The 24,794-nt window shown below is 67.5% G+C and carries 2 protein-coding genes; both read left to right on the top strand.

Going from position 1 to position 24,794, the window contains the following annotated elements:
* The first annotated feature begins 118 nt into the window (after nt 1-118).
* Nucleotides 119-12,391, top strand: a complete 12,273-nt coding sequence (locus BRAD285_RS03900) for a non-ribosomal peptide synthetase (protein WP_087877570.1) — start codon at nt 119-121, stop codon at nt 12,389-12,391.
* The gene (locus BRAD285_RS03905; protein ID WP_087877571.1) at nt 12,391-24,783 is read left to right on the top strand and encodes a non-ribosomal peptide synthetase; all 12,393 of its coding nucleotides are present in this window, start codon (nt 12,391-12,393) and stop codon (nt 24,781-24,783) included. Before BRAD285_RS03900 ends, BRAD285_RS03905 begins: the two co-directional genes overlap by 1 nt.
* The last annotated feature ends 11 nt before the right edge of the window (nt 24,784-24,794 follow it).

A 24,794-nucleotide genomic window follows, 5' to 3' on the forward strand; every position in this document is an offset into this window, starting at 1 on the left:
AGGTGCGTCATCCAAAAATACAATCTTAAATTGAGTAGTGGTGCCGGCGTCCTGTTGCGCGTGTCGACATCGGACGTTGGAACGAGAGCGTGACACCAACAGAAGCAGGCGACCGCCGATGCAGAAGTTCGAGAGCCAGGCACCGTCGACGACAGCGATGCGAGACAGCCGCCGTGCCTTGCTACGGCGCAAGGTCCGCGATCTGTTCGAGCAGCAGGCGGCGCGGATTCCGAGCGTGCCGCGCAGCGGTGATCTGCCGCTGTCCTTCGCGCAGGAGCGGCTGTGGTTCTTCGATCGGCTCGGCCGGCTCGGGCCGGCCTACCAGATCGGTCTCGCCACGCGCCTGAGGGGCGCACTGGACGTTGCGGCGTTGTCGGCGGCGCTGACCGAGATCGTCCGTCGCCATGAAAGCCTTCGTACCCGCTTCTGCCTGCGCGAGGGCGGGCCTGCGCAGCAGATTGATCCGCCCTGGCCGGTCGAGCTCGCGGCGGCAGAGAGCGCCGGGACATCACCGCAGGCGTGGGCGCGCGGAGTGATGGAGGCGCCGTTCGAGATCGACCGCGATCGGCTGTTTCGATGCGCGCTGCTCCGAGTGGCGCCGCGGGAGCACATCCTGGCGCTCTCGATGCACCACATCATCTCGGACGGCTGGTCGGTCGGCCTGCTGTTCCGCGAGCTGGCTGTGCTGTACGGAGCCTATGCGGAGCAGCGCCCATCACCGCTTGCAGAGCTGCCGATCCAGTATGCGGACTATGCGAGCTGGCATCGCCGCTGGGTCGAGGATGAGGTGCAGCGGCCGCAACTCGCTTATTGGGAGAAGCGCCTTGCCGATGCGCCGGCCGGGCTGGAGCTGCCGTCCGACCGCTTGCGCCCCGCTGCGCAGAGCTTCCGCGGCGCGGCGCATCGCTTCGCGCTCGATCGTGACATGTCGGCAGCGCTCGCCGCCCTGAGCCGCCGCGAGGGTGCCTCGCTCTTCATGGTGCTGCTGGCCGCGTTCAAGGCGCTGCTGTCGCGCTGGACGGGGCAGGACGACGTCATCGTCGGCTCGCCAATCGCCGGACGCGGACGCGCAGAAGCCGAGCAGCTGATCGGCTTCTTCGTCAACATGCTCGCGCTGCGCACCGATCTCGGCGGCGATCCGTCGGTTCGCGAGCTGGTGCAAAGGGTGAAATCGTCGGCGCTCGGCGCCTATCAGCATCAGGACCTGCCGTTCGAGAAGCTCGTCGACGCGTTGCAGCCGACGCGCGATCTGAGCCGGCAGCCGATCTTCCAGACCGTGTTCGTTCTGCAGGACGTCTCGGTCGAGCAGATGACGCTGCCCGGTCTCAAGGTCGAGCGCTTCGACGAAGGCGCGGTCTCCGTGCGCTTCGACATCGAGATGTCGATGACCGAGGTCGATGGCCGGCTGACCGGGTGCCTGCTCTACGCGACGGATCTGTTCGAGGCCGCGACCGCCGAACGGCTCGTATCGCGTTTCGTCGAGCTGCTGCGCGGCGTGATCGCCGATCCAGATGCGCGGCTGTCTCAATTGCAGCTGCTGTCGGATGACGAGCGCGAGCGTGTCGTCAGGCAGTGGAGCGCCGGGCCGACGCTGCCGGCGCCTCATCGCACGCTGCATGAGCTGTTCGCCGCGCAGGCAGCTCGCACGCCGGATGCTCCGGCGCTGGTCAAAGGAGGCCAGCAACTGACCTATGCCGAGCTGGACCGTCGTGCCAATCAGCTCGCACATCATCTCAGCACGCTCGGTATCGGTCGCGATGCGATCGTCGGCATCTGCGTCGAGCGATCGTTCGAGATGGTGATCGGTATCCTCGGCATTCTCAAGGCCGGCGGCGCCTATCTGCCGCTCGATCCGAACTATCCGGCCGAGCGGCTCACCTACATGATCTCGGACTCCGCTGCGTGCATCGTGCTGACCCACAGCGCTCTGGCCGATCGGCTCGCCGTCGGCGACGCCAAGATGGTCTGTCTCGACACTGTGAGCTCCGAGGTCGCCAGCCTTGACACGACGGCTCCGGCCGTTGCGGTCGATCCGGACAATCTCGCTTATGTGATCTACACCTCCGGCTCGACCGGGCGGCCCAAGGCGGTGATGGTCCCGCATTGCGGCGCGACCAATTTGGCCGAGGCGCAGGTCGCGCCGCTCAAGATTGCTCCGCAAAGCCGGGTGCTGCAGTTCGCCTCGTTCAGCTTCGATGCGGCAGTCTGGGAGCTCCTGATGAGCTGGCGCAGCGGCGCCGCGCTCGTGCTGGCCGATCGTCACGACATGATGCCGGGCGAGCCGCTGCAGGATCTGCTGCGGCGGGAGCGGATCGGCGCAATCTTGCTGCCACCGTCGGCACTCGGCACGCTCGAGGCCGGCGCCTTGCCCGACCTCAAGACGCTGCTCGTCGGCGGCGAAGCCTCCGCCGCGGAGCTCGTCGCGCCCTGGACCGGCCCGCGAATCGTGCTCAACGCCTACGGGCCCACCGAGGCGAGCGTCTGCACGACGGTCTATCCCTGCACGGCGGAAAAACGCGCGCCCGCCATCGGACGCCCGCTCGCCAACACCAGTGTCTACGTTCTCGATCAGCATCTTCAACCCGTGCCGATCGGCGTGCCGGGCGAGCTACACATCGGCGGTGCCGGATTGGCGCGCGGTTATCTGTCTCGCCCGGGCCTCACCGCCGAACGATTCATCCCGAATCCATTCGGATGCGGCGACCGCCTCTATCGCACCGGCGATCTCGTGCGCTGGCGGTCGGACGGCGCGTTGGAGTTTCTTGGGCGTCTCGATCAGCAGGTGAAGGTTCGAGGCTTCCGGATCGAGCTCGGCGAGATCGAAGCCGCGCTGCTCGCAGACTCCAAGGTCAGCCAGGCGATCGCGCTGGCGCGCGAGGACAGGCCCGGGCACAAGCGGATCGTCGCCTATGTCGCAGCCGACCTGGAACGGCTGAAGCAGGAGCGCCGCGCGATCGGAGCGAACGAGGATGCCGACGGCGTTGCCGGCTGGCAGGCGCTGTTCGACGAGACCTATGGCGGCGCAGGCGAGGCGAAGGCGCCGAGCTTCGTCGGCTGGAACAACAGCTACACCGGCGAGCCGATCCCGGAAGCGGAGATGCGCGAATGGCAGATGGCCACCGTGCAGCGCATCGCCGGATTCGGACCGCAGCGGATTCTCGAGATCGGCTGTGGTGTCGGCTTGCTGTTGGAACATCTCGCGCCGCTCAGCAGCGTCTATCGCGGGACTGATATCTCGACGGCGGCCATCGACGGCCTGCGGCGATGGGCGAAGAGCAGGCCGGAGCTGGCGCATGTCGAGCTGGCCCAGCGCGAAGCCATCGCGATGTCCGACCTCGCGCCGGCATCGGTCGACACCGTCATCATCAATTCGGTGGTGCAGTATTTTCCTGATACCGACTATCTAGCCCAGGTGATTTCCGGCACGTTGGATGCCGTTGCCGACGGTGGCCGCATCTTCGTCGGCGACGTCCGTCACTTCGGCCTGCTGCTGATGTTCCGCACGGCGATCGAGATCGAGCGCGCCAATCCGGCCGCGCGGGCCGATGATGTCAGGACCCGTGCGGTCGCAGCCGCCAAGCGCGAGACCGAGCTCGCGGTCGATCCGAGCTTCTTCCTGGCGTTGCAGAGCCGTCTGCCGCGGATCACCCATGTCGAGATTCTGCTCAAGCGGGCCGAGGCGCATAACGAGCTCAGCCGGTACCGCTATGACGTGGTGCTTCATGTCGGTGGCAGCGTGCCGGAGGCGCCGGAGCGCGTGATCGATGGGTCGGCAGGCGTGCTGACCCAGCTATCCGGCATTCTGGCTGCGGAGCGGCCAGCCAGTCTGGCGGTGCTGAACGTGCCGAATGCGCGGCTGGCGCTCGATCTGGCTCGCCTGCAGTCGCTCGGCGAGTGCGAGCCGACGGCACGTCTCGCCGATCTGGCGCGCAGCATCGATGAGCGCGAGACCATCGGCGAGGATCCGGAAGCGTATTGGGCGCTGGGCCAACGGCTCGGCTACGAGGTGCGCGTCAGCTGGACGTCTGGCTCGACCGATGGCAGCTACGATGTCGTCTTCATCGATCGCGAGCAGACCGGCGGTCCGGTGCGCTTGCCGCGTCCGGCGCAAATATCAGGCCGCATCCACGGCAACGATCCCGGCGCGGCGCCGCTGCTGCACGCCTACGTTCAGCAGCTTCGCCAGGCGCTGCAGCAGAGATTGCCGGACTACATGGTGCCGGCCGCGATCGTGCCGATCGACGCCTTGCCGCTGACGCCGGGCGGCAAGATCGACCGTGCGGCGTTGCCTGCGCCAGAAGGCCGACCGGAGCTCGGGCAGATCGTCACGCCCAGGACCGAGAACGAGCGCAAGCTGGCAGCGATCTGGTGCGACATCCTGAAGCTCGATCAGGTCGGCGTGACCGACAATTTCTTCGAGCTCGGCGGCGATTCCATCCAGTCGATCCAGGTCGTCGCACGGGCCAACCGGGTGGGTATGAAGCTGACCTCGCGCCAGATCTTCGAACATCAGACGATCGCAGCGCTGGCCGCTGCCGCAGGACATGAGCCCGATACGGTGGCCGCGCAGGAGGGCCATCCAGCCTTCGAGGGCCGCTTCGACGGCGTCTCGCCGACGGATCTGGCGCAGCTGCGTGGCGCGGTCGCCGATCCCGCCGATATCGAGGATGTCTATCCGCTGACGGCGACGCAGCAGGGCATGCTGTTTCACAGCCTTTATGAGCCGGCGTCACGGGCCTATGTCACCACGCTCGGCTGCCGTCTCTCCGGAGAGCTCGATGTCGATGCGTTCCGCCGCGCCTGGGACAGTGTCGTCGCGCGTCATGCCGTACTGCGCTCGGCGTTCATCGGCCAGCACCTGGACACGCCGTTGCAGGTCGTGCTGCGCAGCGCCAGGCCGGCATTTTTGCTTCAGGATTGGCGCAGCCTTTCGGACGCCGACAAGAACAGCCGGCTCGCCGATATCGAGGAGGCCGATTGCGCGTGCGGATTCGATTTTGCGCGACCGCCGCTGATGCGGCTCGTACTCGTCAGGTTTGCCGAGCAGGATTACCGCCTGTTGTGGTCCTGCCATCACATTCTGCTGGATGGCTGGTCGATCACGACCCTGCTCAACGAGCTGTTCGCCTGCTACGGCGCGCTCAGCCGCGGTGACATGCCGCGTCTTGCGCCGGCGCATCCGTTTCGAAACTACGTCGCGTGGCTGCAGCGCCGGGATGTCGCGGCTGCGGAGGCGTTCTGGCGCCGTCGCCTGGCCGGGTTCGAGGCTCCGACCACGCTTCCCCTCGAACGTCCGTTGCGCCCCGTCGCAGCCGCAGCGCGGCACGCTGAATATGATGAGGAGCTGCGCATTGGCGCTTATGCCCTTGAAAGCTTTGCGCGACAGCATCGGCTGACCGTCAACACGCTGGTGCAGGGCGCCTGGGCCTTGCTGCTCGGACGTTACAGCGGCAGCGACGACGTGGTGTTCGGCGTCACCGTGTCGGGACGTCCGGAAACGCTGCCGGACGTGGAGAATGCGGTCGGACTGTTCATCAACACGCTGCCGCTGCGCGTCGGCTTGGCGGGCTCGGCGACGGTGCTGGACTGGCTCGGCGAGATCCAGGCGCGGCAGAGCGAGCTGACGGACTATCAATATAGCGCGCTGGCCGATGTGCAGCGTTGGAGCGAGGTGCCCGGCGGCACGCCGTTGTTCGACAGCATCGTGGTGTTCGAGAACTATCCGGCCGAGCTGCAGGCGCAAGCGCAGGACCACACGATTCGCCTGGACATGATCCGGGCGATCAACCGGATCAACTATCCGCTGGCGCTTCAGGTCGCGATGGGCGCGTCGCCGGCGCTCAAGCTGATGTACGATCCGGCACGCTTCGAGCAGGCCTCGATCGCGAAACTCGTGTCCCATCTGGTGCGGCTGCTCGGCGAGATCGTCGCGGATCCGGCGCGACCATTGTCGGCGATGCCGCTGCTGAGCGATGACGAGCGTCACCAAGTGGTGCGCACCTTCAACGCCACCGCGAAGAGCTACCCGCAAGCGCTGCTGCATGAGCAGATCGCGGCGCAAGCCAGGCGGACGCCGGACGCGGTGGCGCTGTGCTTCGAGGACGAGACCCTGACCTACGCCGCGCTGGAGCGGCGGGCCAACCAGCTGGCGAATCATCTGCAGAGGCTCGGCGTCGGCCCCGATGTCGTGGTCGGCCTGTGCGCGGAACGCTCGCTGGAGATGGTGATCGGGCTGCTCGGCATCCTCAAGGCCGGCGGCGCCTATCTGCCGCTCGATCCGGGGCTGCCGCCGGAGCGGCTGACGATGATGCTGGAGGATGCCGGGGCCAATGTGCTGCTGGCGCAGGATGCGCTTGTCGAGCGGCTGCCGGCAAATGACGCGGTCGTGGTGCGCTTCGCGGCAGATGCGGCGGCGATCGCAACGCAGGTCGAGACGGCGCCGACCACGTCCTGCGATCCGGACAATCTGGCCTACGTGATCTACACCTCCGGCTCGACCGGCCGGCCGAAGGGGGTGATGAACAGCCACCGCGGCATCGTCAACCGCATCGCCTGGATGCAGGACGCCTACCGGCTGACGCCCGATGATCGGGTGTTGCAGAAGACGCCGTTCGGCTTCGACGTCTCGGTGTGGGAGTTCTTCTGGCCCCTCACCGAAGGCGCCGAGCTGGTGATCGCCCGTCCCGGCGGACATCAGGATCCGGCCTATCTGTCCGCGCTCATCGAACAGCGTGGCGTGACGGTGATGCACTTCGTGCCGTCGATGCTGCAGGCCTTCCTCGAATCGGCGGAGCTCGATCGCTGCGGCAGCCTGCGTGACGTGATGTGCAGCGGCGAGGCGCTGCCGGTGGAGACGCAGAACCGCTTCCTCCAGGCCTTGTCATGCCGGCTGCACAATCTGTACGGCCCGACGGAGGCGGCGGTCGACGTCAGCTTCTGGCCGTGCCGGGTCGAGGATGGTGCGAGCCAGGTGCCGATCGGGCAGCCGATCAGCAACATCCAGCTCTACGTCCTGGACGCTCAGCTCGAGCCGTTGCCCGCAGGCGTGGCCGGCGAGCTCTACATCGGCGGCGTCGGTCTTGCGCGCGGCTATCTGCATCGGCCGGCGCTGACAGCGGAGCGGTTCGTGCCGAGTCCCTTCGCCAGGGGCGAGCGGCTCTATCGCACGGGCGACCTCGCGCGCTGGCGCGCCGATGGCGTGCTGGACTATCTCGGGCGGCTCGACCATCAGGTGAAGCTGCGCGGCTTCCGGATCGAGCTCGGCGAGATCGAGGCGGCGCTGCTGGCGCAGGCTGGTGTCGCGCAGGTGGCAGTGGTGCTGCGCGAGGACGGCGGAGCCAAGCGGCTGGTGGCCTATGTGGTGGCCCAGCCGAACGCTGCCATCAACAGCGACACGCTGCGCCAGCAGCTGCAGCGGAGCCTGCCGGACTACATGGTGCCCTCAGCGATCGTCGCACTCACGGCGCTGCCGCTGACGCCGAACGGCAAGCTCGACCGCAACGCGCTGCCGGCGCCGGAGTGGCAGGGCGCAGCCGAGACGATGGTCGCGCCGCGCAACGCCACCGAGGCCACGCTCGCCGCGATCTGGCGCGACGTGCTCAAACGCGAGCAGGTCGGCGTCACCGACAATTTCTTCGCGCTCGGCGGCGACTCGATCCAGTCGATCCAGGTGGTGGCGCGTGCCCGGCAGGCGGGCTTGGCGCTGACGGCGCGGCAGGTGTTCGAGCAGCAGACCATCGCGGCACTTGCGGCGGTCGCGGGCGAAGCCACGACGACGGTGGCGGAGCAGGGGCTGGTGTCGGGCGCGGTGCCGCTGACGCCGATCCAGCACTGGTTGTTCGCCCAGGATCTGGCTGTGCCGGATCACTTCAACCAGGCGGTGCTACTCGACGTCAATGCGCTGACGCCGGATTTGGTGATGTCAGCGTTGGACGCACTGTTGCACCAGCACGATGCGCTACGGCTGCGGTTCGTGCTTGGAGACAATGGCTGGCAGCAAGCCCATGACGCAGGCGCATCCGCGCTACGCTCCGCCACGCTGTTCGAGGCGATCGACCTGTCGGGCCTCGATGACGCCGTGCAGGGACCGGCGCTGCGGCGGCATGCGGAGCGGCTGCAGGGGAGCCTCGGTTTGGCGCAGGGCCCGGTGCTGCGGGCGGTCCTGTTCGATCTCGGCGAAGCCCGTCAACGCCTGCTGCTGATCGCGCATCATCTGGTGGTCGACGGCGTGTCCTGGCGGATCCTGCTGGAGGATCTTGGCGCGGCGCTGTCCGCCTTGCAGCGTGGCGAACCGATCCGGCTGCCGCCGAAGACGACATCGTTCCGGCACTGGGCGGAGCGGCTGACGGCGCATGCCCGATCGGATGCCGCTCGCGGAGAGCTGAGCTATTGGCAGAGCCAACCCTGGCACACCGCGCCGCGGCTGCCGCGGGACCACGCCGACGGTGCGAACAGCGCGGGCGAGGTGCAGCTGGTGAGGGTCGCACTCGATGCGGCGGAGACGCAGGCGCTGCTGCAGGAGGTGCCGGAGGTCTACCACACCCAGATCAACGACGTGCTGTTGACGGCGCTGGTGCAGGCGTTTGCTGGTTTGACCGGTGCGCCGCGCCTGCTGGTCGGGCTGGAAGGCCATGGCCGGGAAGAACTGTTCGACGATGTCGACGTGTCGCGGACGGTCGGCTGGTTCACCAGCCTGTTCCCGGTGCTGCTGGATGTCGACGGGACGAGCGATCCCGGCACGGCGCTGAAGCGGGTGAAGGAGCAACTGCGCGCGGTGCCGCAGCGCGGCGTCGGCTACGGCGTGCTGCGCTATCTCCACGGAGCTGATCTGCCGGCGCCTGATGTCGAGGTCAGCTTCAACTATCTCGGCCAGCTCCATGGCGCCGCCGGCGGCCAGAGCTTTGGCTTCGCGGCGGAAGACGTCGGCCGCGAGCAACACGCCTCCAACGGCCGCGCGCATCTGATCGACGTCTCTGCTCATGTCGGCAAGGACGGCCTGGAGCTGCGCTGGTTCTATGGCGGCGAGCTGTTCGAGCCCGCCACGATCGAGCGGATAGCGCAGCGCCACGTGGCGGCGCTGCGCGAGCTGATCGCGCATTGCCGGACCAGCGCCGGCGGGCTGACGCCGTCGGACGTGCCGCTGGCGCAGCTCGACCAGGACACGCTCGACCGCGTCGTTGCCTCGGCCGGCGGCGCCAGGGCCGTGGCCGACCTCTATCCGCTGTCGCCGCTGCAGCGGGGGCTGCTGTTCCACAGCCTGTATGAGCCCGATGCGGCAGTCTATGTGATCTCGCTGGCCTGCCGGCTGCAGGGGACGCTCGACGCGGCCGCGTTCGAACACGCGTGGCAGCTGGTCGTGGCGCGGCATGCGGTGCTGCGCACCGCCTTCGTCGGCCACGAGCTCGACAGGCCGCAGCAAATGGTGCTGCGCCAGGTTGAGCTGCCGTTCGTTCCCGAGGACTGGCGGCATCTGTCACCAGCTGAGCAAGCCGCGCGCTTCGCCGAGCTGCAGCGGACCGAGCGCAGCCGGAGCTTCGACTTCGCGCAACCGCCTTTGATGCGGATCAGTCTGGTCCGGATCGGCGACGACGACCACCGGCTGTTGTGGAACGTGCATCACATCGTGCTGGACGGCTGGTCGCTGCCGCTGCTGCTCGACGAGGTGTTCGCGGCCTATCAGGCGTTGAGCCGGCGCGAGACGCCGGTGCTGTCCGAGGCCCGGCCGTTCAAGGACTATATCGGCTGGCTGCAGCGCCAGGACATGGTCCGAGCGGAGGCCTATTGGCGCCGGCGCCTCGGCGGGTTCGACACGCCATCCTCGTTCGGGCTCGCCCGTCCGGCAGCGACGTCGCAAGCCGACGCGACGGAGCGCCACGCCGATCGCCATAGCGAGCATCACGGCGAGCTCGCGCTCGCCGATCTCGACCGCTTTGCCCGGCAACATCGGTTGACCGTCAACACGCTGGTGCAGGGCGCCTGGGCGCTGCTGCTCGGGCGTTACGGCCGCTCCGAGGACGTCGTGTTCGGCGTCACCGTCTCGGGTCGTCCGGCGGAGCTCGCCGGCGTCGAGCGCACCGTCGGGCTGTTCATCAACACGCTGCCGCTGCGGGTGGAACTGCCGGGGCAGGCGACCGTGCTGGACTGGCTGGCCGAGATCCAGGACCGGCAGAGCGAGCTGACGGACCATCAGTCGACGTCGCTCGCCGATGTGCAGCGCTGGAGCGAGGTCAGTGACGGCACGGCGCTGTTCGAGAGCATCGTGGCGTTCGAGAACTATCCGGTGGAGATGACGGCGGTCAGCGGCCAGCAGCAGCTGCGGATCAGCGAGGTCCAGCCGCTGGAGCGGACCAATTATCCGCTGACCTTGCAGGTGACGGTAGGGACGACGCTGTCGTTCCGCCTGATCGCGGATACGACACGGTTCGCCGCCAACGCGGCCGGGCAACTTGTGGCGCATCTGGTGCGCCTGCTCGGCGAGATCGTCGTAGATCCGGCGCGGCCATTGTCGGCGATCCCGCTGCTGAGCGGCGACGAGCGCCACCAACTGGTGCGCGGCTTCAATGCGACCGATGTGAGCTACCCGCAAGCGCTGCTGCACGAGCAGATCGCGGCGCAAGCGAGGCGGACGCCGGACGCGGTGGCGCTGCGCTTCGAGGACCAGACGCTCAGCTACGCTGCGCTGGAGCGGCACGCCAACCGGCTGGCGCATCATCTGCAGAGGCTCGGCGTCGGGCCCGACGTGGTCGTCGGCCTATGCGCCGAGCGCTCGCTGGAGATGGTGATCGGGCTGCTCGGCATCCTCAAAGCCGGCGGCGCCTATCTGCCGCTCGACCCGGGGCTGCCGCCGGAGCGGCTGGCGATGATGCTGGAGGACGCCGGGGCCAAGGTGCTGCTGGTGCAGGATGCGCTTGTCGAGCGGCTGCCGGCAAATGACGCGGTCGTGGTGCGCTTCGCGGCGGATGCGGCGGCGATAGCAAGGCAGGCCGAGACCGCGCCGACCACGTCCTGCGATCCGGACAATCTGGCCTATGTGATCTACACGTCGGGCTCGACCGGCCGGCCGAAGGGGGTGATGAACAGCCACCGCGGCATCGTCAACCGCATCGCCTGGATGCAAGACGCCTACTGGCTGACGTCCAATGATGTCGTACTGCAGAAGACGCCGTTCGGCTTCGACGTCTCGGTGTGGGAGTTCTTCTGGCCGCTGACCGAAGGCGCGCAGCTGGTGATCGCCCGTCCCGGCGGTCATCAGGACCCGGCCTATCTGTCCGAGCTGATCGAGCGTTACGGCGTGACGGTGATGCATTTCGTGCCCTCGATGCTGCAGGCGTTCCTGGAGGCGGCCGATCTCGATCGCTGCGGCAGCCTGCGTGACGTGATCTGCAGCGGCGAGGCGCTGCCGGTGGAGACGCAGAACCGGTTCCTGAGCGCATTGCCATGCCGGCTGCACAATCTGTACGGCCCGACGGAGGCGGCGGTCGACGTCAGCTTCTGGCCGTGCCGGATCGAGCCGGGCGCCAGCCAGGTGCCGATCGGGCAGCCGATCAGCAACATCCAGCTCTACGTGTTGGATGCGCAGCTCGAGCCGTTGCCCGCGGGCGTGGCCGGCGAGCTGTATATCGGCGGCGTTGGCCTTGCGCGTGGCTATTTGCACCGGCCGGCGCTGACGGCGGAGCGGTTCGTACCAAGTCCGTTCGTATCCGGCGAACGATTGTATCGCACCGGGGACCTCGCACGCTGGCGTGCCGACGGCGTGTTGGACTATCTCGGGCGTCTCGACCATCAGGTGAAGCTGCGCGGCTTCCGCATCGAGCTCGGCGAGGTCGAGGCGGCGCTGCTGGCGCAAGCCGGCGTCGCGCAGGCGGCGGTGGTGCTGCGCGAGGACGGCGGCAGCAAGCGGCTGGTAGCCTATGTCGTGGCGCAGCCTGAGACCGACATCAACATCGACACGTTGCGCCAGCAGCTGCAGCGGAGCCTGCCGGACTACATGGTGCCCTCAGCGATCGTGCCGCTCGCAGCGCTGCCGCTGACGCCGAACGGCAAGCTCGACCGCAACGCACTGCCGGCGCCGGAATGGCAGAGCTCTGCCGAGACGATGGTCGCCCCACGCAACGCCACCGAGGCCACGCTCGCCGCGATCTGGCGCGACGTGCTCAAGCGCGAGCAGGTCGGCGTCACCGACAACTTCTTCGCACTCGGTGGTGACTCGCTGTCGGCAACCCGCGCGATTGCCCGCACGCAGAAGGAGCTGAAGCTGAACGTTCCTCTCAAGGCGATGTTCGAGGCGCAGACGCTCGAGGCGCTCGCCGAACGCCTCGACGTGCTCGGCTGGGCCAACGTGCCGCAACCGTCGTCTCACGCGGATGCAGAGCTCGAGGAAGGGGTCATCTGATGATCGAGAAGCTGCTCTCCTCGCTGCGCCAGGACGGCGTCCAGATCTGGTCCGAGAACGGGCGTTTGCGCTATCGCGCGCCGAAGGGCGTCATGACGCGTGAGCGGCTCGACGAGCTGCGCGCCCGCCAGCTGGAAATCGCGACATTTCTGCAGGAGGCAAGCGCGGCGGGCGACACGCTGCCGCCGATCGAGGTCACGCGCAGCGGCGACCTGCCGCTGTCCTTTGCCCAGGAGCGTCTCTGGTTTCTCGAACAGCTCGGCCTCGCCAGCTCCTCCTACCATGTCGCCGTGGCGATCCGAATGGACGGTGATCTCAATGAGGAGGCGTTGCGGAAGACCTTCGAAGCCATCGTCGATCGGCATGAAGTCCTGCGGACGCGCTTTGACAATGTCGCAGGACAACCCAGGCAGATCGTGGAGTCCAATTCGTCATGCCGTCTGGAGCTGATAGATCTGTCGGCTCTCGACGAGGATGAGCAGGCGGCAGAGGTCGACCGAGAATCTATCCTCCATGCCACACAGCCGTTCGATCTCCAGGCGGGCTCTCCCTTGCGCATGCGGCTGCTTCGACTCTCAGCCCGCGAGCACGTGCTGCTGCTCGCCATGCACCACATCGTCTCCGACGCGTGGTCGATCGAAGTGCTGATCGGCGAAATCACCGCCATCTACCGCGCGTTCTGTTCTGGCGAGCGCGCTCCGCTCGATCCTTTGCCCGTGCAATATGCCGATTATGCGCTGTGGCAGCGCGGCTGGCTGGCGGGCGAGGTTCTCGAACGTCAGCTGCAATATTGGAGGCAGCGCCTCTCCGGCGCGCCACCGCAACTCGAGCTTCCGATCAGCCGGTCCCGTTCCGCGGCCACGGCCTCGACCGGCGAGACCTATGCGTTCAGCCTGTCGGAGAAAGCCACGTCGCAGCTGCGGGCGCTCGCCCGCAGCGAGTCCGCGACGTTGTTCATGGTCCTGCTCGCGGCGTTTCAGCTGCTGTTGTCGCGCTATAGCGGCCAGAGCGATGTGGTGGTGGGATCGCCGGTCGCTGGCCGCCGCCGGCATGAGCTGCACGACCTGATCGGCTTCTTCGCCAACATTCTCGTTCTCCGCGCTGATTGCTCGGGAAACCAGCGCTTCGTCGATCTGCTGGCGCAGGTCAAGGACACGGTGCTCGACGCCCATGCGCATCAGGATTTGCCGTTCGAGCGGCTGGTCGAGGCGCTCCAGCCGGATCGGGATCTCGTCAGGCATCCGCTGGTCCAGGTGATGTTCGCGCTTCAGCAGGAGCCGTTCGAGGAGCTCGTGCTTCCCGGCCTGCGGCTCACGCCGATGCCCGCGCGGTCGCTCGAGACGAAGTTCGATCTGACGCTGCATGTCTACGAGAAGACGGCCGGACTCACTGCCTCGATCGAGTATGCTGCCGAGCTGTTCGATCCCGATACGATCGCGCGCTTCGCAACTCATTTTCAGCATTTGCTGGAAGCGATCGCTGCGGATCCGCATGCGCGGCTGGCTGACCTTCCCCTGATGCGGGATGCCGAGCGGCTCGAGATCATCTTCGGCATGAACCGGACCGCGCGGCCGTTCCCGCGAGATGCATCGCTCGACCAATTGTTCGCGGCTCAAGCCGCGCGCCGGCTGCAGGCCGTCGCCATCGTCGACGATGCGCGCAGCGTCAGCTACGCCGAGCTCGATCGCTGGAGCAACGGCATTGCAGCCGCACTGGCGGCGCAGGGCGTCAAGCCCGGCGCGAGCGTCGGGCTCTCGGGGGAGCGATCGGCGGGTCTGATCGCCGGCATGCTGGGAATCATCAAGGCCGGCGCCTGCTACGTGCCGCTCGATCCCGGTTATCCGGAGGAGCGGCTCGCCTTCATGGCGGGGGATGCCGACCTGGCGGCCGTCGTGATGGGCCGCGGCGGCGCGGCGCTGCCGGGCTTGCCGTTGCTGCGTGCCGAGGAGGTTGAGCCGGTCGAGACATTTCAGTGCCGATCGGCTGGTGGTGAGACCGTCGCCTATATCATGTTCACATCCGGCTCGACGGGGGTGCCCAAGGGCATCGCCGTGCCTCATCGCGGCATCTCCCGCCTCGTGCTGGGAACGGACTATATCGAGCTCTCTGAGGATGACCGCATCACTCATCTCGCGAGCCCGTCCTTCGATGCGGCGACGTTCGAGCTGTGGGCCGCGCTCCTGAACGGCGCCGCGCTCGTGATCATCGACCGCGAGACCGCTCTGGACTCGGACCGCTTGGCCGCTTCGGTGCGCAGCCACGGCATCAGCTGCTTCTTCGCCACCACCGCGCTGTTCAACCGGTTGGCGCAGGATGTCCCGGAGATGTTCGCGCCGCTGCGCGTGGCTCTGTTCGGCGGCGAGGCGTGCGATCCGCAGGCGGTCGCTAGCGTGCTGGCCAATGGCGCGCCGCAACGCCTGCTGCACGTCTATGGTCCGACCGAGGCAACGACGTTCAGCACCTGGATGGAGGTCGGTCATGTCGCGCCCGACGCGCGCACTGTTCCGATCGGCGGACCGCTCGCCAATGGCAGCTGTCACGTGCTCGACGACCGGTTGCAGCCGGTGCCCATCAATGTTCCCGGCGAGCTCTATGTCGGCGGTGATGGTCTCGCGCACGGCTATTGCCGACGGCCCGCGCTGACCGCGGACAAATTCATTTTCGATCCATTCGGACGTCCCGGCAGCCGTCTCTATGCTACCGGCGACATCGTCAGGCGGTTGGCCGACGGCAACATCGAATATCTCAGCAGGCGCGACGGGCAGGTCAAGATCCGCGGCTTCCGCATCGAGTTGCAGGAGATCGAAGCCGTGCTGCGCCAGTCGCCTGAGGTCGGGCAGGCGGTGGTGCTGGTCCGCGAGGGCGTGAGCGGTGCGCAGCTCATCGCCTACGTCGTGGCCGCACCAGACGCTGAGCCTTCGCCCGACGCGCTTCGACAGCAGCTGAAGCAGTCACTGCCCGACTACATGGTCCCGGCGCAGCTGGTCATCCTGGACAGCCTGCCATTGACGTCGAATGGCAAGGTCGATCGCGCGAGGCTGCCCGATCCCGAGGAGACGCCAAGCCGCAGGCAGGCGGCGCCGGCCACCGTGATCCAGCAGATGCTGGCAGTGATCTGGTCCGATGTTCTCGGCGTGACAATGCCGGGTATCGACGATGATTTCTTCGGCTCCGGCGGTCACTCGCTGGTGGCGTCGCGGCTGCTCGGACGCGTGAACGCCGCGTTCAACGTGAACCTGCCGCTGCGTCGCGTGTTCGAGGCGCCCTCGATCAGGATGCTCGCGGCCGCCGTGGAGCAGGCACAGCGCGACGAGGCCGACATCGCCGCGCCGCCGGTGATCGCGGCGCCGCGGGCGTCATCGATTCCGTTGTCCTATGCGCAGGAGCCGATGTGGTTTCTCGATCAGGTCGGGCTCGTCGGCGCCGCCTACAACATGGCCGGGGCGCTTCGGCTGCAGGGCAGACTCGATGTCGAGGCGTTGATCGCGAGCCTGCATGAGATCGTCCGTCGTCATGAGGTCCTGCGAACCCGCTTCTGCGTTGTGGATGGTCATGGTGTGCAGATCATCGGGCCGGGCGACCAGCTTCAGTGTGAGGTCATCGACCTTTCGGCCCGTGACACTGGCGACTGGGACGGCATCCACCGTCTGATCAGCGACCATGCGAACGCGACGTTCGATCTGCAGGCTGGTCCGCTGATGCGCACGACGATCGTCCGTGTTGGCAACGAAGAGCATCTGCTGCTGATCAACCTTCATCACATCGTCGCTGATGGCTGGTCGGTCGGCGTGCTGTTTCGCGAACTCGGACATCTCTATGGCGGCCAGTGTGGGGCAGCGCAATCGGCGCTCGCGCCACTTCCCGTCCAATATGCCGACTACGCGATCTGGCAACGGCAGTGGCTCGATGGCGACGTCGGCGAGTATCAGCTCGACCATTGGCGTCGCCGCCTCGCCGGCGCAACAACGACGCTGGCATTGCCGACGGACCGTCCACGTCCGGCGGTGCAATCCTTTGCCGGCGCGACGTTGCGCTTCGCGATGCCGGCCAAGCTGTCCGACCAGCTGCGGGACTTGGCGCGTCGGGAGAGCGCGAGTCTCTATATGGTTTTCCTCGCCGCGTTCTCGACGCTGCTGTCCCGCTACAGCGATCAACGCGACATTCTGATCGGCTCGCCGGTCAACGGACGCTCGCGGCCCGAGCTGGAAGACCTGATCGGGATGTTCGTCAACATGCTGGTCATGCGTTGCGACCTCGTGGGTGATCCGGCGTTTCGCGACTACCTGGCCGATATCAAGGCGACGGCGTTGGATGCCTATGCGCATCAGGATCTGCCGTTCGAGAAGCTGGTGGATGCGCTGCAGCCGGAGCGGGATTTGTCGCGGCAACCGCTGTTCCAGGCCTGCATGTCCTTCGAGAACATTCCATTCGATGGGCTGGAGATCGCGGGGCTGACGGTCTCCACGGTGGCCGCGGATCAGCATCCGACGACGAAGTTCGATCTGACGCTCTTCGTCCGCGAGACAGCGGGCGGAATTGAGTGCGCGCTGGAATACGCCACAGATCTGTTCGATGCCACGACGATCGCGCGGTTCGCGGATCAGTTCGTGCGACTGCTCCAGGAGATCGCGGCACGGCCGGATGCGCGTTTGTCCGAGTTCAGTTTCTTGAGCTCCGAGGAGCGGCAGCAGCTCGAATCGTGGAGCGGCAGCAGCGCCGCCTATGCGCAGGACCGTTGCCTGCATGAGCTGTTCGCCGAGCACGCGGCACGCGATCCGGCCGCGCTTGCCGTGGTGATGGAGGGCGAGGAGCTCAGCTATGGTGCACTGGAGCGGCGGGCCAATCAGCTGGCGCATCACCTGCAGCGGCTCGGCGTCGGCCCCGACGTGATCGTAGGTCTCTGCGTTGAGCGTTCGCTCGACATGGTCATCGGCGTGCTCGGCATCCTGAAGGCCGGCGGCGCCTATCTGCCGCTCGATCCGCGTTATCCGCCGGAGCGGCTGGCCTATATGCTCGGGGATGCTGAGGTCACCGTGCTGGTGACGCAGGCTGCGGTACGCGAGCGCGTGCCGGCGACGGAAGCGGTCGTGGTGCAGCTCGATGCCGACGCTGCGGCCATTGCCCGGCATCCGGAGACGGCGCCGCTCACGTCCTGCGATCCCGATCACCTGGCCTACGTGATCTATACCTCCGGCTCGACCGGACGGCCGAAGGGGGTGATGACGTCGCATCGCGGCATCATGAACCTGGCGGATGCGCAGCTCGATCAGCTGCCGCTCACGGCCGGCGATCGCATCCTGCAGTTCGCCTCAATCAGCTTCGATGCGGCGGTGTGGGACCTGGTGATGAGCTGGCGGGTCGGCGCGGCCCTGGTGCTGGCAGATCAGCACGATCTGATGCCGGGCGAGCCATTGCGTGAGCTGCTCGAGCGGCAGCGGGTGACGACAGTGCTGCTGCCGCCGGCGGCGTTGGCCGCGTTGCCAGTGACGCCTTTGCCGGATTTGAAGATCCTGATCGCGGGCGGCGAGGCCTGCACGGCGGAGCTGTTGCGGCCATGGCTCGCGGGCCGGGCCGTGTTCAACGCGTATGGCCCGACCGAGTCGAGCGTCTGCACGACGATGCATCGGTGCGGCGACGAGCGACGTCCGCCGATCGGGCGCGCGCTGCCGAACACGCGCACTTACGTGCTCGATGCGCAGCTTCAGCCGGTGCCGGTTGGTGTTGCCGGCGAGCTGTATATCGGCGGCGTCGGTCTGGCGCGCGGCTATCTGCATCGGCCGTCACTGACGGCGGAGCGATTCGTGCCGAGCCCGTTCGCCGGCGGTGAGCGGCTGTATCGCACGGGCGACCTCGCGCGATGGCGCGCGGATGGCGTGTTGGACTATCTCGGCCGTCTCGACCATCAGGTGAAGCTACGCGGCTTCCGGATCGAGCTCGGCGAGATCGAGGCGGCGCTGCTGGCGCAAGCCGGCGTCGCGCAGGCGGCAGTGGTGCTGCGTGAGGACGGCGGAGCCAAGCGGCTGGTGGCCTATGTGGTGGCCCAGCCGAACGCTGCCGTCAACAGCGACAACCTGCGCCAGCAGCTGCAGCGGAGCCTGCCGGACTACATGGTGCCCTCAGCGATCGTGCCGCTCGGAGCGCTGCCGCTGACGCCGAACGGCAAGCTCGACCGCAACGCGTTGCCGGCGCCGGAATGGCAGGGCGCAGCCGAGACAATGGTCGCACCGCGCAACGCCACCGAGGCCACGCTCGCCGCGATCTGGCGCGACGTGCTCAAGCGCGAGCAGGTCAGCGTCACCGACAACTTCTTCGCGCTTGGCGGCGACTCGATCCAGTCGATCCAGGTGGTGGCGCGTGCCTGGCAGGCGGGCTTGGCGCTGACGGCACGTCAGGTGTTCGAGCAGCAGACCATCGCTGCGCTGGCGGCGGTTGCCGGCGAAGCGACGACGGCGGTGGCCGAGCAGGGGTTGGTGTCGGGCGTAGTGCCGCCGACGCCGATCCAGCACTGGTTCTTCGCCCAGGACCTGGCTGTGCCGGATCACTTCAACCAGGCAGTTCTGCTCGACGTCAGCGCGCTGACGCCGGACCTGGTGATGTCGGCGTTGGACGCACTGTTGCACCAGCACGATGCGCTACGGCTGCGGTTCAGCCGTGGAGACAATGGCTGGCAGCAAGCCCATGATGCAGGCGCAGCCGCGCTAGAATCGGCGACACTGTTCGAAGCGATCGATCTGTCGGGCCTCGATGAACCCGTCCAGGCCCCCGCGTTGCGGCGGCATGCGGAGCGGCTGCAAGCGAGCCTCGACCTGGCGCAAGGCCCGGTGCTGCGGGCGGCGCTGTTTGATCTCGGCGAAGGCCGTCAACGCCTGCTGCTGATCGCGCATCATCTGGTGGTGGACGGCGTGTCCTGGCGGATCCTGCTGGAGGATCTTGGCACGGCACTGTCGGCCTTGCAGCGTGGCGAGCCGATCCGGCTGCCGGCGAAGACGACATCGTTCCGGCACTGGGCGGAGCGGCTGGTGGCGCATGCGCGATCCGATGCGGCAACCAGTGAGCTGAGCTACTGGCAGAACCAGCCCTGGCACACCGCACCTCGGCTGCCGCGCGATCATGCCGATGGTGCAAACATCGCGGCCGACGTGCAACTGGTCAAAGTCGCACTCGACGCAGCGGAGACGCAGGTGCTGCTGCAGGAGGTGCCGGAGGTCTACCACACCCAGATCAACGACGTGCTGCTGACGGCGCTGGTGCAGGCGTTTGCCGATCTGACCGGCGCGCCGCGGCTGCTGGTCGGGCTGGAAGGCCACGGCCGCGAGGAGCTGTTCGACGATGTCGACGTATCGCGGACGGTCGGCTGGTTCACCAGCCTGTTCCCGGTGCTGCTGGATGTCGACGGGACGAGCGATCCCGGCACGGCGCTGAAGCGGGTGAAGGAACAACTGCGCGCAGTGCCACAGCGCGGCGTCGGCTATGGCGTGCTGCGCTATCTCGGTCATGCTGAGATGCGAGCGCCTGATGTCGAGGTCAGCTTCAACTATCTCGGCCAGCTCGACGGCGCCGCCGGCGGACAAAGCTTCGGCTTTGCTACTGAAGACGTCGGCCGCGACCAGCATGCCTCCAACCGCCGCGCACATCTGATCGACGTCTCCGCTCATGTCGGCAAGGACGGCCTGGAGCTGCGCTGGTTCTATGGCGGCGCGCTGTTCGAGGCCGCCACAATCGAGCGGATAGCGCAGCGCCATGTGGCGGCGCTGCGCGAGCTGATCGCGCATTGCCGGACCAGCGCCGGCGGGCTGACGCCGTCGGACGTGCCGCTGGCGCAGCTCGACCAGGAGACACTCGACCGCGTCGTCGCCTCGGTCGGCGGTGCGAGGGCGGTCGCCGACCTCTATCCGCTGTCGCCGCTGCAGCGGGGGCTGCTGTTCCATAGCCTGTATGAGCCGGATGCGGCAGTCTATGTGATCTCGCTGGCGTGCCGGCTGCAGGGGACGCTCGACGCGGCCGCGTTCGAACAAGCGTGGCGGCTGGTCGTGGCGCGGCATGCGGTGCTGCGCACCGCCTTCGTCGGCCATGAGCTCGACAGGCCGCAGCAAATGGTGCTGCGCCAGGTTGAGCTGCCGTTCGTTCCCGAGGACTGGCGGCATCTCTCGCCAACTGAGCAGGCCGCGCGCTTCGCCGAGCTGCAACGGACCGAGCGCAGCCGAAGCTTCGACTTCGCGCAACCGCCGTTGATGCGGCTGTGGTTGGTTCGGATCGGTGACGACGATCACCGGCTGTTGTGGAACGTGCATCACATCGTGCTGGATGGCTGGTCGCTGCCGCTGCTGCTCGACGAGGTGTTCGCGGCCTATCAGGCCTTGAGCCGGCGCGAGACGCCGGTGCTGTCCGAGGCCCGGCCGTTCAAGGACTATATCGGCTGGCTGCAGCGCCAGGACATGGTCCGAGCGGAAGCCTATTGGCGCCGGCGCCTCGGCGGGTTCGACACGCCATCCTCGTTCGGGCTCGCCCGTCCGGCATCACGTCCAAGTGCCGACGCCGGTGACACAGCCGAGCGTCATGCCGAACTGCACGGCGAGCTCGCGCTCGCCGATCTCGACCGCTTTGCCCGGCAACATCGGCTGACCGTCAACACGCTGGTGCAGGGGGCCTGGGCGCTGCTGCTCGGGCGTTACGGCCGCTCCGACGACGTGGTGTTCGGCGTCACCGTCTCGGGCCGTCCGGCCGAGCTCGCCGGCGTCGAGCGCACCGTCGGGCTGTTCATCAACACGCTGCCGCTGCGGGTCGAGCTGCCGGGGCAGGCGACGGTGCTGGACTGGCTGGCCGAGATCCAGGACCGGCAGAGCGAGCTCACGGATCATCAATATACGTCGCTCGCCGATGTGCAGCGCTGGAGCGAGATCAGTGAAGGCACGGCGCTGTTCGAGAGCATCGTGGCATTCGAGAACTATCCGGTGGAGATGACGGCGGTCAGCGGCCAGCAGCAGCTGCGGATCAGCGAGGTCCAGCCGCTGGAGCGGACCAATTATCCGCTGACCTTGCAGGTGACGGTAGGGACGACGTTGTCGTTCCGCCTGATCGCGGATACGACACGGTTCGCCGCCAACGCGGCCGGGCAAATTGTGGCGCATCTGGTGCGCCTGCTCGGCGAGATCGTCGCCGATCCGGCGCGTCCCATCTCTGCAATCCCGCTGCTGAGCGACGACGAGCGCCAGGAGGTGGTGCGCGGCTTCAATGCGACGGCAGCGAGCTATCCGCAAGCGCTGCTGCATGAGCAGATCGCGGCGCAGGCCAGGCAGATGCCGGACGCGGTGGCGCTGCGCTTCGAGGACCAGACACTCAGCTATGCCGCGCTGGAGCGGCGCGCCAACCAGCTGGCCCACCATCTGCATAATCTGGGCGTCGGTCCCGACGTGGTCGTGGGCCTCTGCGCCGAGCGCTCGCTGGAGATGGTGATCGGACTGCTCGGCATCCTCAAGGCCGGCGGCGCCTATCTGCCGCTCGACCCGGGGCTGCCGCCGGAGCGGCTGGCCTATATGCTGGAGGACGCCGGGGCCAAGGTGCTGCTGGTGCAGGATGCGCTTGTCGAGCGGCTGCCGGCAAATGACGCGGTCGTGGTGCGCTTCGCGGCGGATGCGGCGGCGATAGCAAAGCAGGCCGAGACGGCGCCGGCTACGTCCTGCGATCCGGACAACCTCGCTTACGTGATCTACACGTCGGGCTCGACGGGCCGGCCGAAGGGGGTGATGAACAGCCATCGCGGCATCGTCAACCGCATCGCCTGGATGCAGGACGCCTACCGGCTGACGCCTGACGACGTCGTGTTGCAGAAGACGCCGTTCGGCTTCGACGTCTCGGTGTGGGAGTTCTTCTGGCCGCTGACCGAAGGCGCCGAGCTGGTGATCGCCCGTCCTGGTGGCCATCAGGACCCGGCCTATCTGTCCGAGCTGATCGAGCGTCAAGGCGTGACGGTGATGCACTTCGTGCCGTCGATGCTGCAGGCGTTCCTGGAGGCGGCCGATCTCGATCGCTGCGGCAGCCTGCGTGACGTGATCTGCAGCGGCGAGGCGCTGCCGGTGGAGACGCAGAATCGGTTCCTGAGCGCCTTGCCATGCCGGCTGCACAATCTGTACGGCCCGACGGAGGCGGCGGTCGACGTCAGCTTCTGGCCGTGCCGGATCGAGCCGGACGCCAGCCAGGTGCCGATCGGGCAACCGATCAGCAACATCCAGCTCTACGTGCTCGATGCGCAGCTCGAGCCCGTGCCGGTTGGTGTTGCCGGCGAGCTCTACATCGGCGGCGTCGGTCTTGCGCGCGGCTATCTGCATCGACCGTCGCTGACGGCGGAGCGGTTCGTGCCGAGTCCGTTCGCCAGCGGCGAGCGGCTGTATCGCACGGGCGACCTCGCGCGCTGGCGCGCCGACGGCGTGCTGGACTATCTTGGCCGGCTCGACCATCAGGTGAAGCTGCGCGGCTTCCGGATCGAGCTCGGCGAGATCGAGGCGGCGCTGCTGGCGCAAGCCGGCGTCGCGCAGGCGGCGGTGGTGCTGCGCGAGGATGGCGGAGCCAAGCGGCTGGTCGGCTATGTCGTGGCGCAGCCGGAGACCACCATCAATATCGACACGCTGCGCCAGCAGCTGCAGCGGAGCCTGCCGGACTACATGGTGCCCTCGGCGATCGTGCTCCTCGCATCGCTGCCGCTGACCCCGAACGGCAAGCTCGACCGCAACGCGCTGCCGGCGCCGGAGTGGCAGGGCACCGCTGAGACGATGATCGCCCCCCGCAACGCCACCGAAGCGACGCTCGCCGCGATCTGGCGCGACGTGCTCAAGCGCGAGCAGGTCAGCGTCACCGACAACTTCTTCGCACTCGGCGGCGACTCGATCCAGTCGATCCAGGTGGTGGCGCGCGCGCGGCAGGCGGGCTTGTCGCTGACGGCACGGCAGGTGTTCGAGCAGCAGACCATCGCTGCGCTGGCGGCGGTGGCCGGCGAAGCGACGACGGCGGTGGCCGAGCAGGGGCTGGTGTCAGGCGCGGTGCCGCTGACGCCGATCCAGCACTGGTTCTTCGCCCAGGATCGGGCGGTGCCCGACCACTTCAATCAAGCAGTGCTACTCGACGTCAGCGCGCTGACGCCGGACCTGGTGATGTCGGCGTTGGACGCACTGTTGCACCAGCACGATGCGCTACGGCTGCGGTTCGTGCGTGGAGACAATGGCTGGCAGCAAGCCCATGACGCAGGCGCATCCGCGCTCCGCTCCGCCACGCTGTTCGAGGCGATCGACCTGTCGGGCCTCGATGACGCCGTGCAGGGACCGGCGCTGCGGCGGCATGCGGAGCGGCTGCAAGCGAGCCTCGATTTGGCGCAGGGCCCGGTGCTGCGGGCGGCGTTGTTCGATCTCGGCGAAGGCCATCAACGCCTGCTGCTGATCGCGCATCATCTGGTGGTGGACGGCGTGTCCTGGCGGATCCTGCTGGAGGATCTTGGCACGGCACTGTCGGCCTTGCAGCGTGGCGAGCCGATCCGGCTGCCGGCGAAGACGACATCGTTCCGGCACTGGGCGGAGCGGCTGGTGGCGCATGCGCGATCCGATGCGGCAACCAGTGAGCTGAGCTACTGGCAGAACCAGCCCTGGCACACCGCACCTCGGCTGCCGCGCGATCATGCCGATGGTGCAAACATCGCGGCCGACGTGCAACTGGTCAAAGTCGCACTCGACGCAGCGGAGACGCAGGTGCTGCTGCAGGAGGTGCCGGAGGTCTACCACACCCAGATCAACGACGTGCTGCTGACGGCGCTGGTGCAGGCGTTTGCCGATCTGACCGGCGCGCCGCGGCTGCTGGTCGGGCTGGAAGGCCACGGCCGCGAGGAGCTGTTCGACGATGTCGACGTATCGCGGACGGTCGGCTGGTTCACCAGCCTGTTCCCGGTGCTGCTGGATGTCGACGGGACGAGCGATCCCGGCACGGCGCTGAAGCGGGTGAAGGAACAACTGCGCGCAGTGCCACAGCGCGGCGTCGGCTACGGCGTGCTGCGCTATCTCACGGGAGCGGATGCGCCTTCGCCTGACGTCGAGGTCAGCTTCAACTATCTCGGCCAGCTCGACGGCGCGGCTGGCGGACAAAGCTTCGGATTTGCCACGGAAGACGTCGGCCGCGACCAACATCCATCCAACTGCCGGGCGCATCTGATCGACGTCTCCGTCCATGTCAGCGACGGGTGCTTGCAGACGCAATGGGCCTACAGTCCCGCATGTCACGACGCGTCCACCGTCGAGATCTTGGCGGAAAAGTTTGTCGTCGAGCTCCGTCAAATGATCGCGCATTGCGGCACGAGTGAAGGCGGTTTCACGCTGTCTGATTTCCCGCTGCTGCAGAACAGCCTGAGCCTCTGAGATCGGAATCG

The sequence above is a fragment of the Bradyrhizobium sp. ORS 285 genome (genome assembly GCF_900176205.1).
Classification (GTDB): domain Bacteria; phylum Pseudomonadota; class Alphaproteobacteria; order Rhizobiales; family Xanthobacteraceae; genus Bradyrhizobium.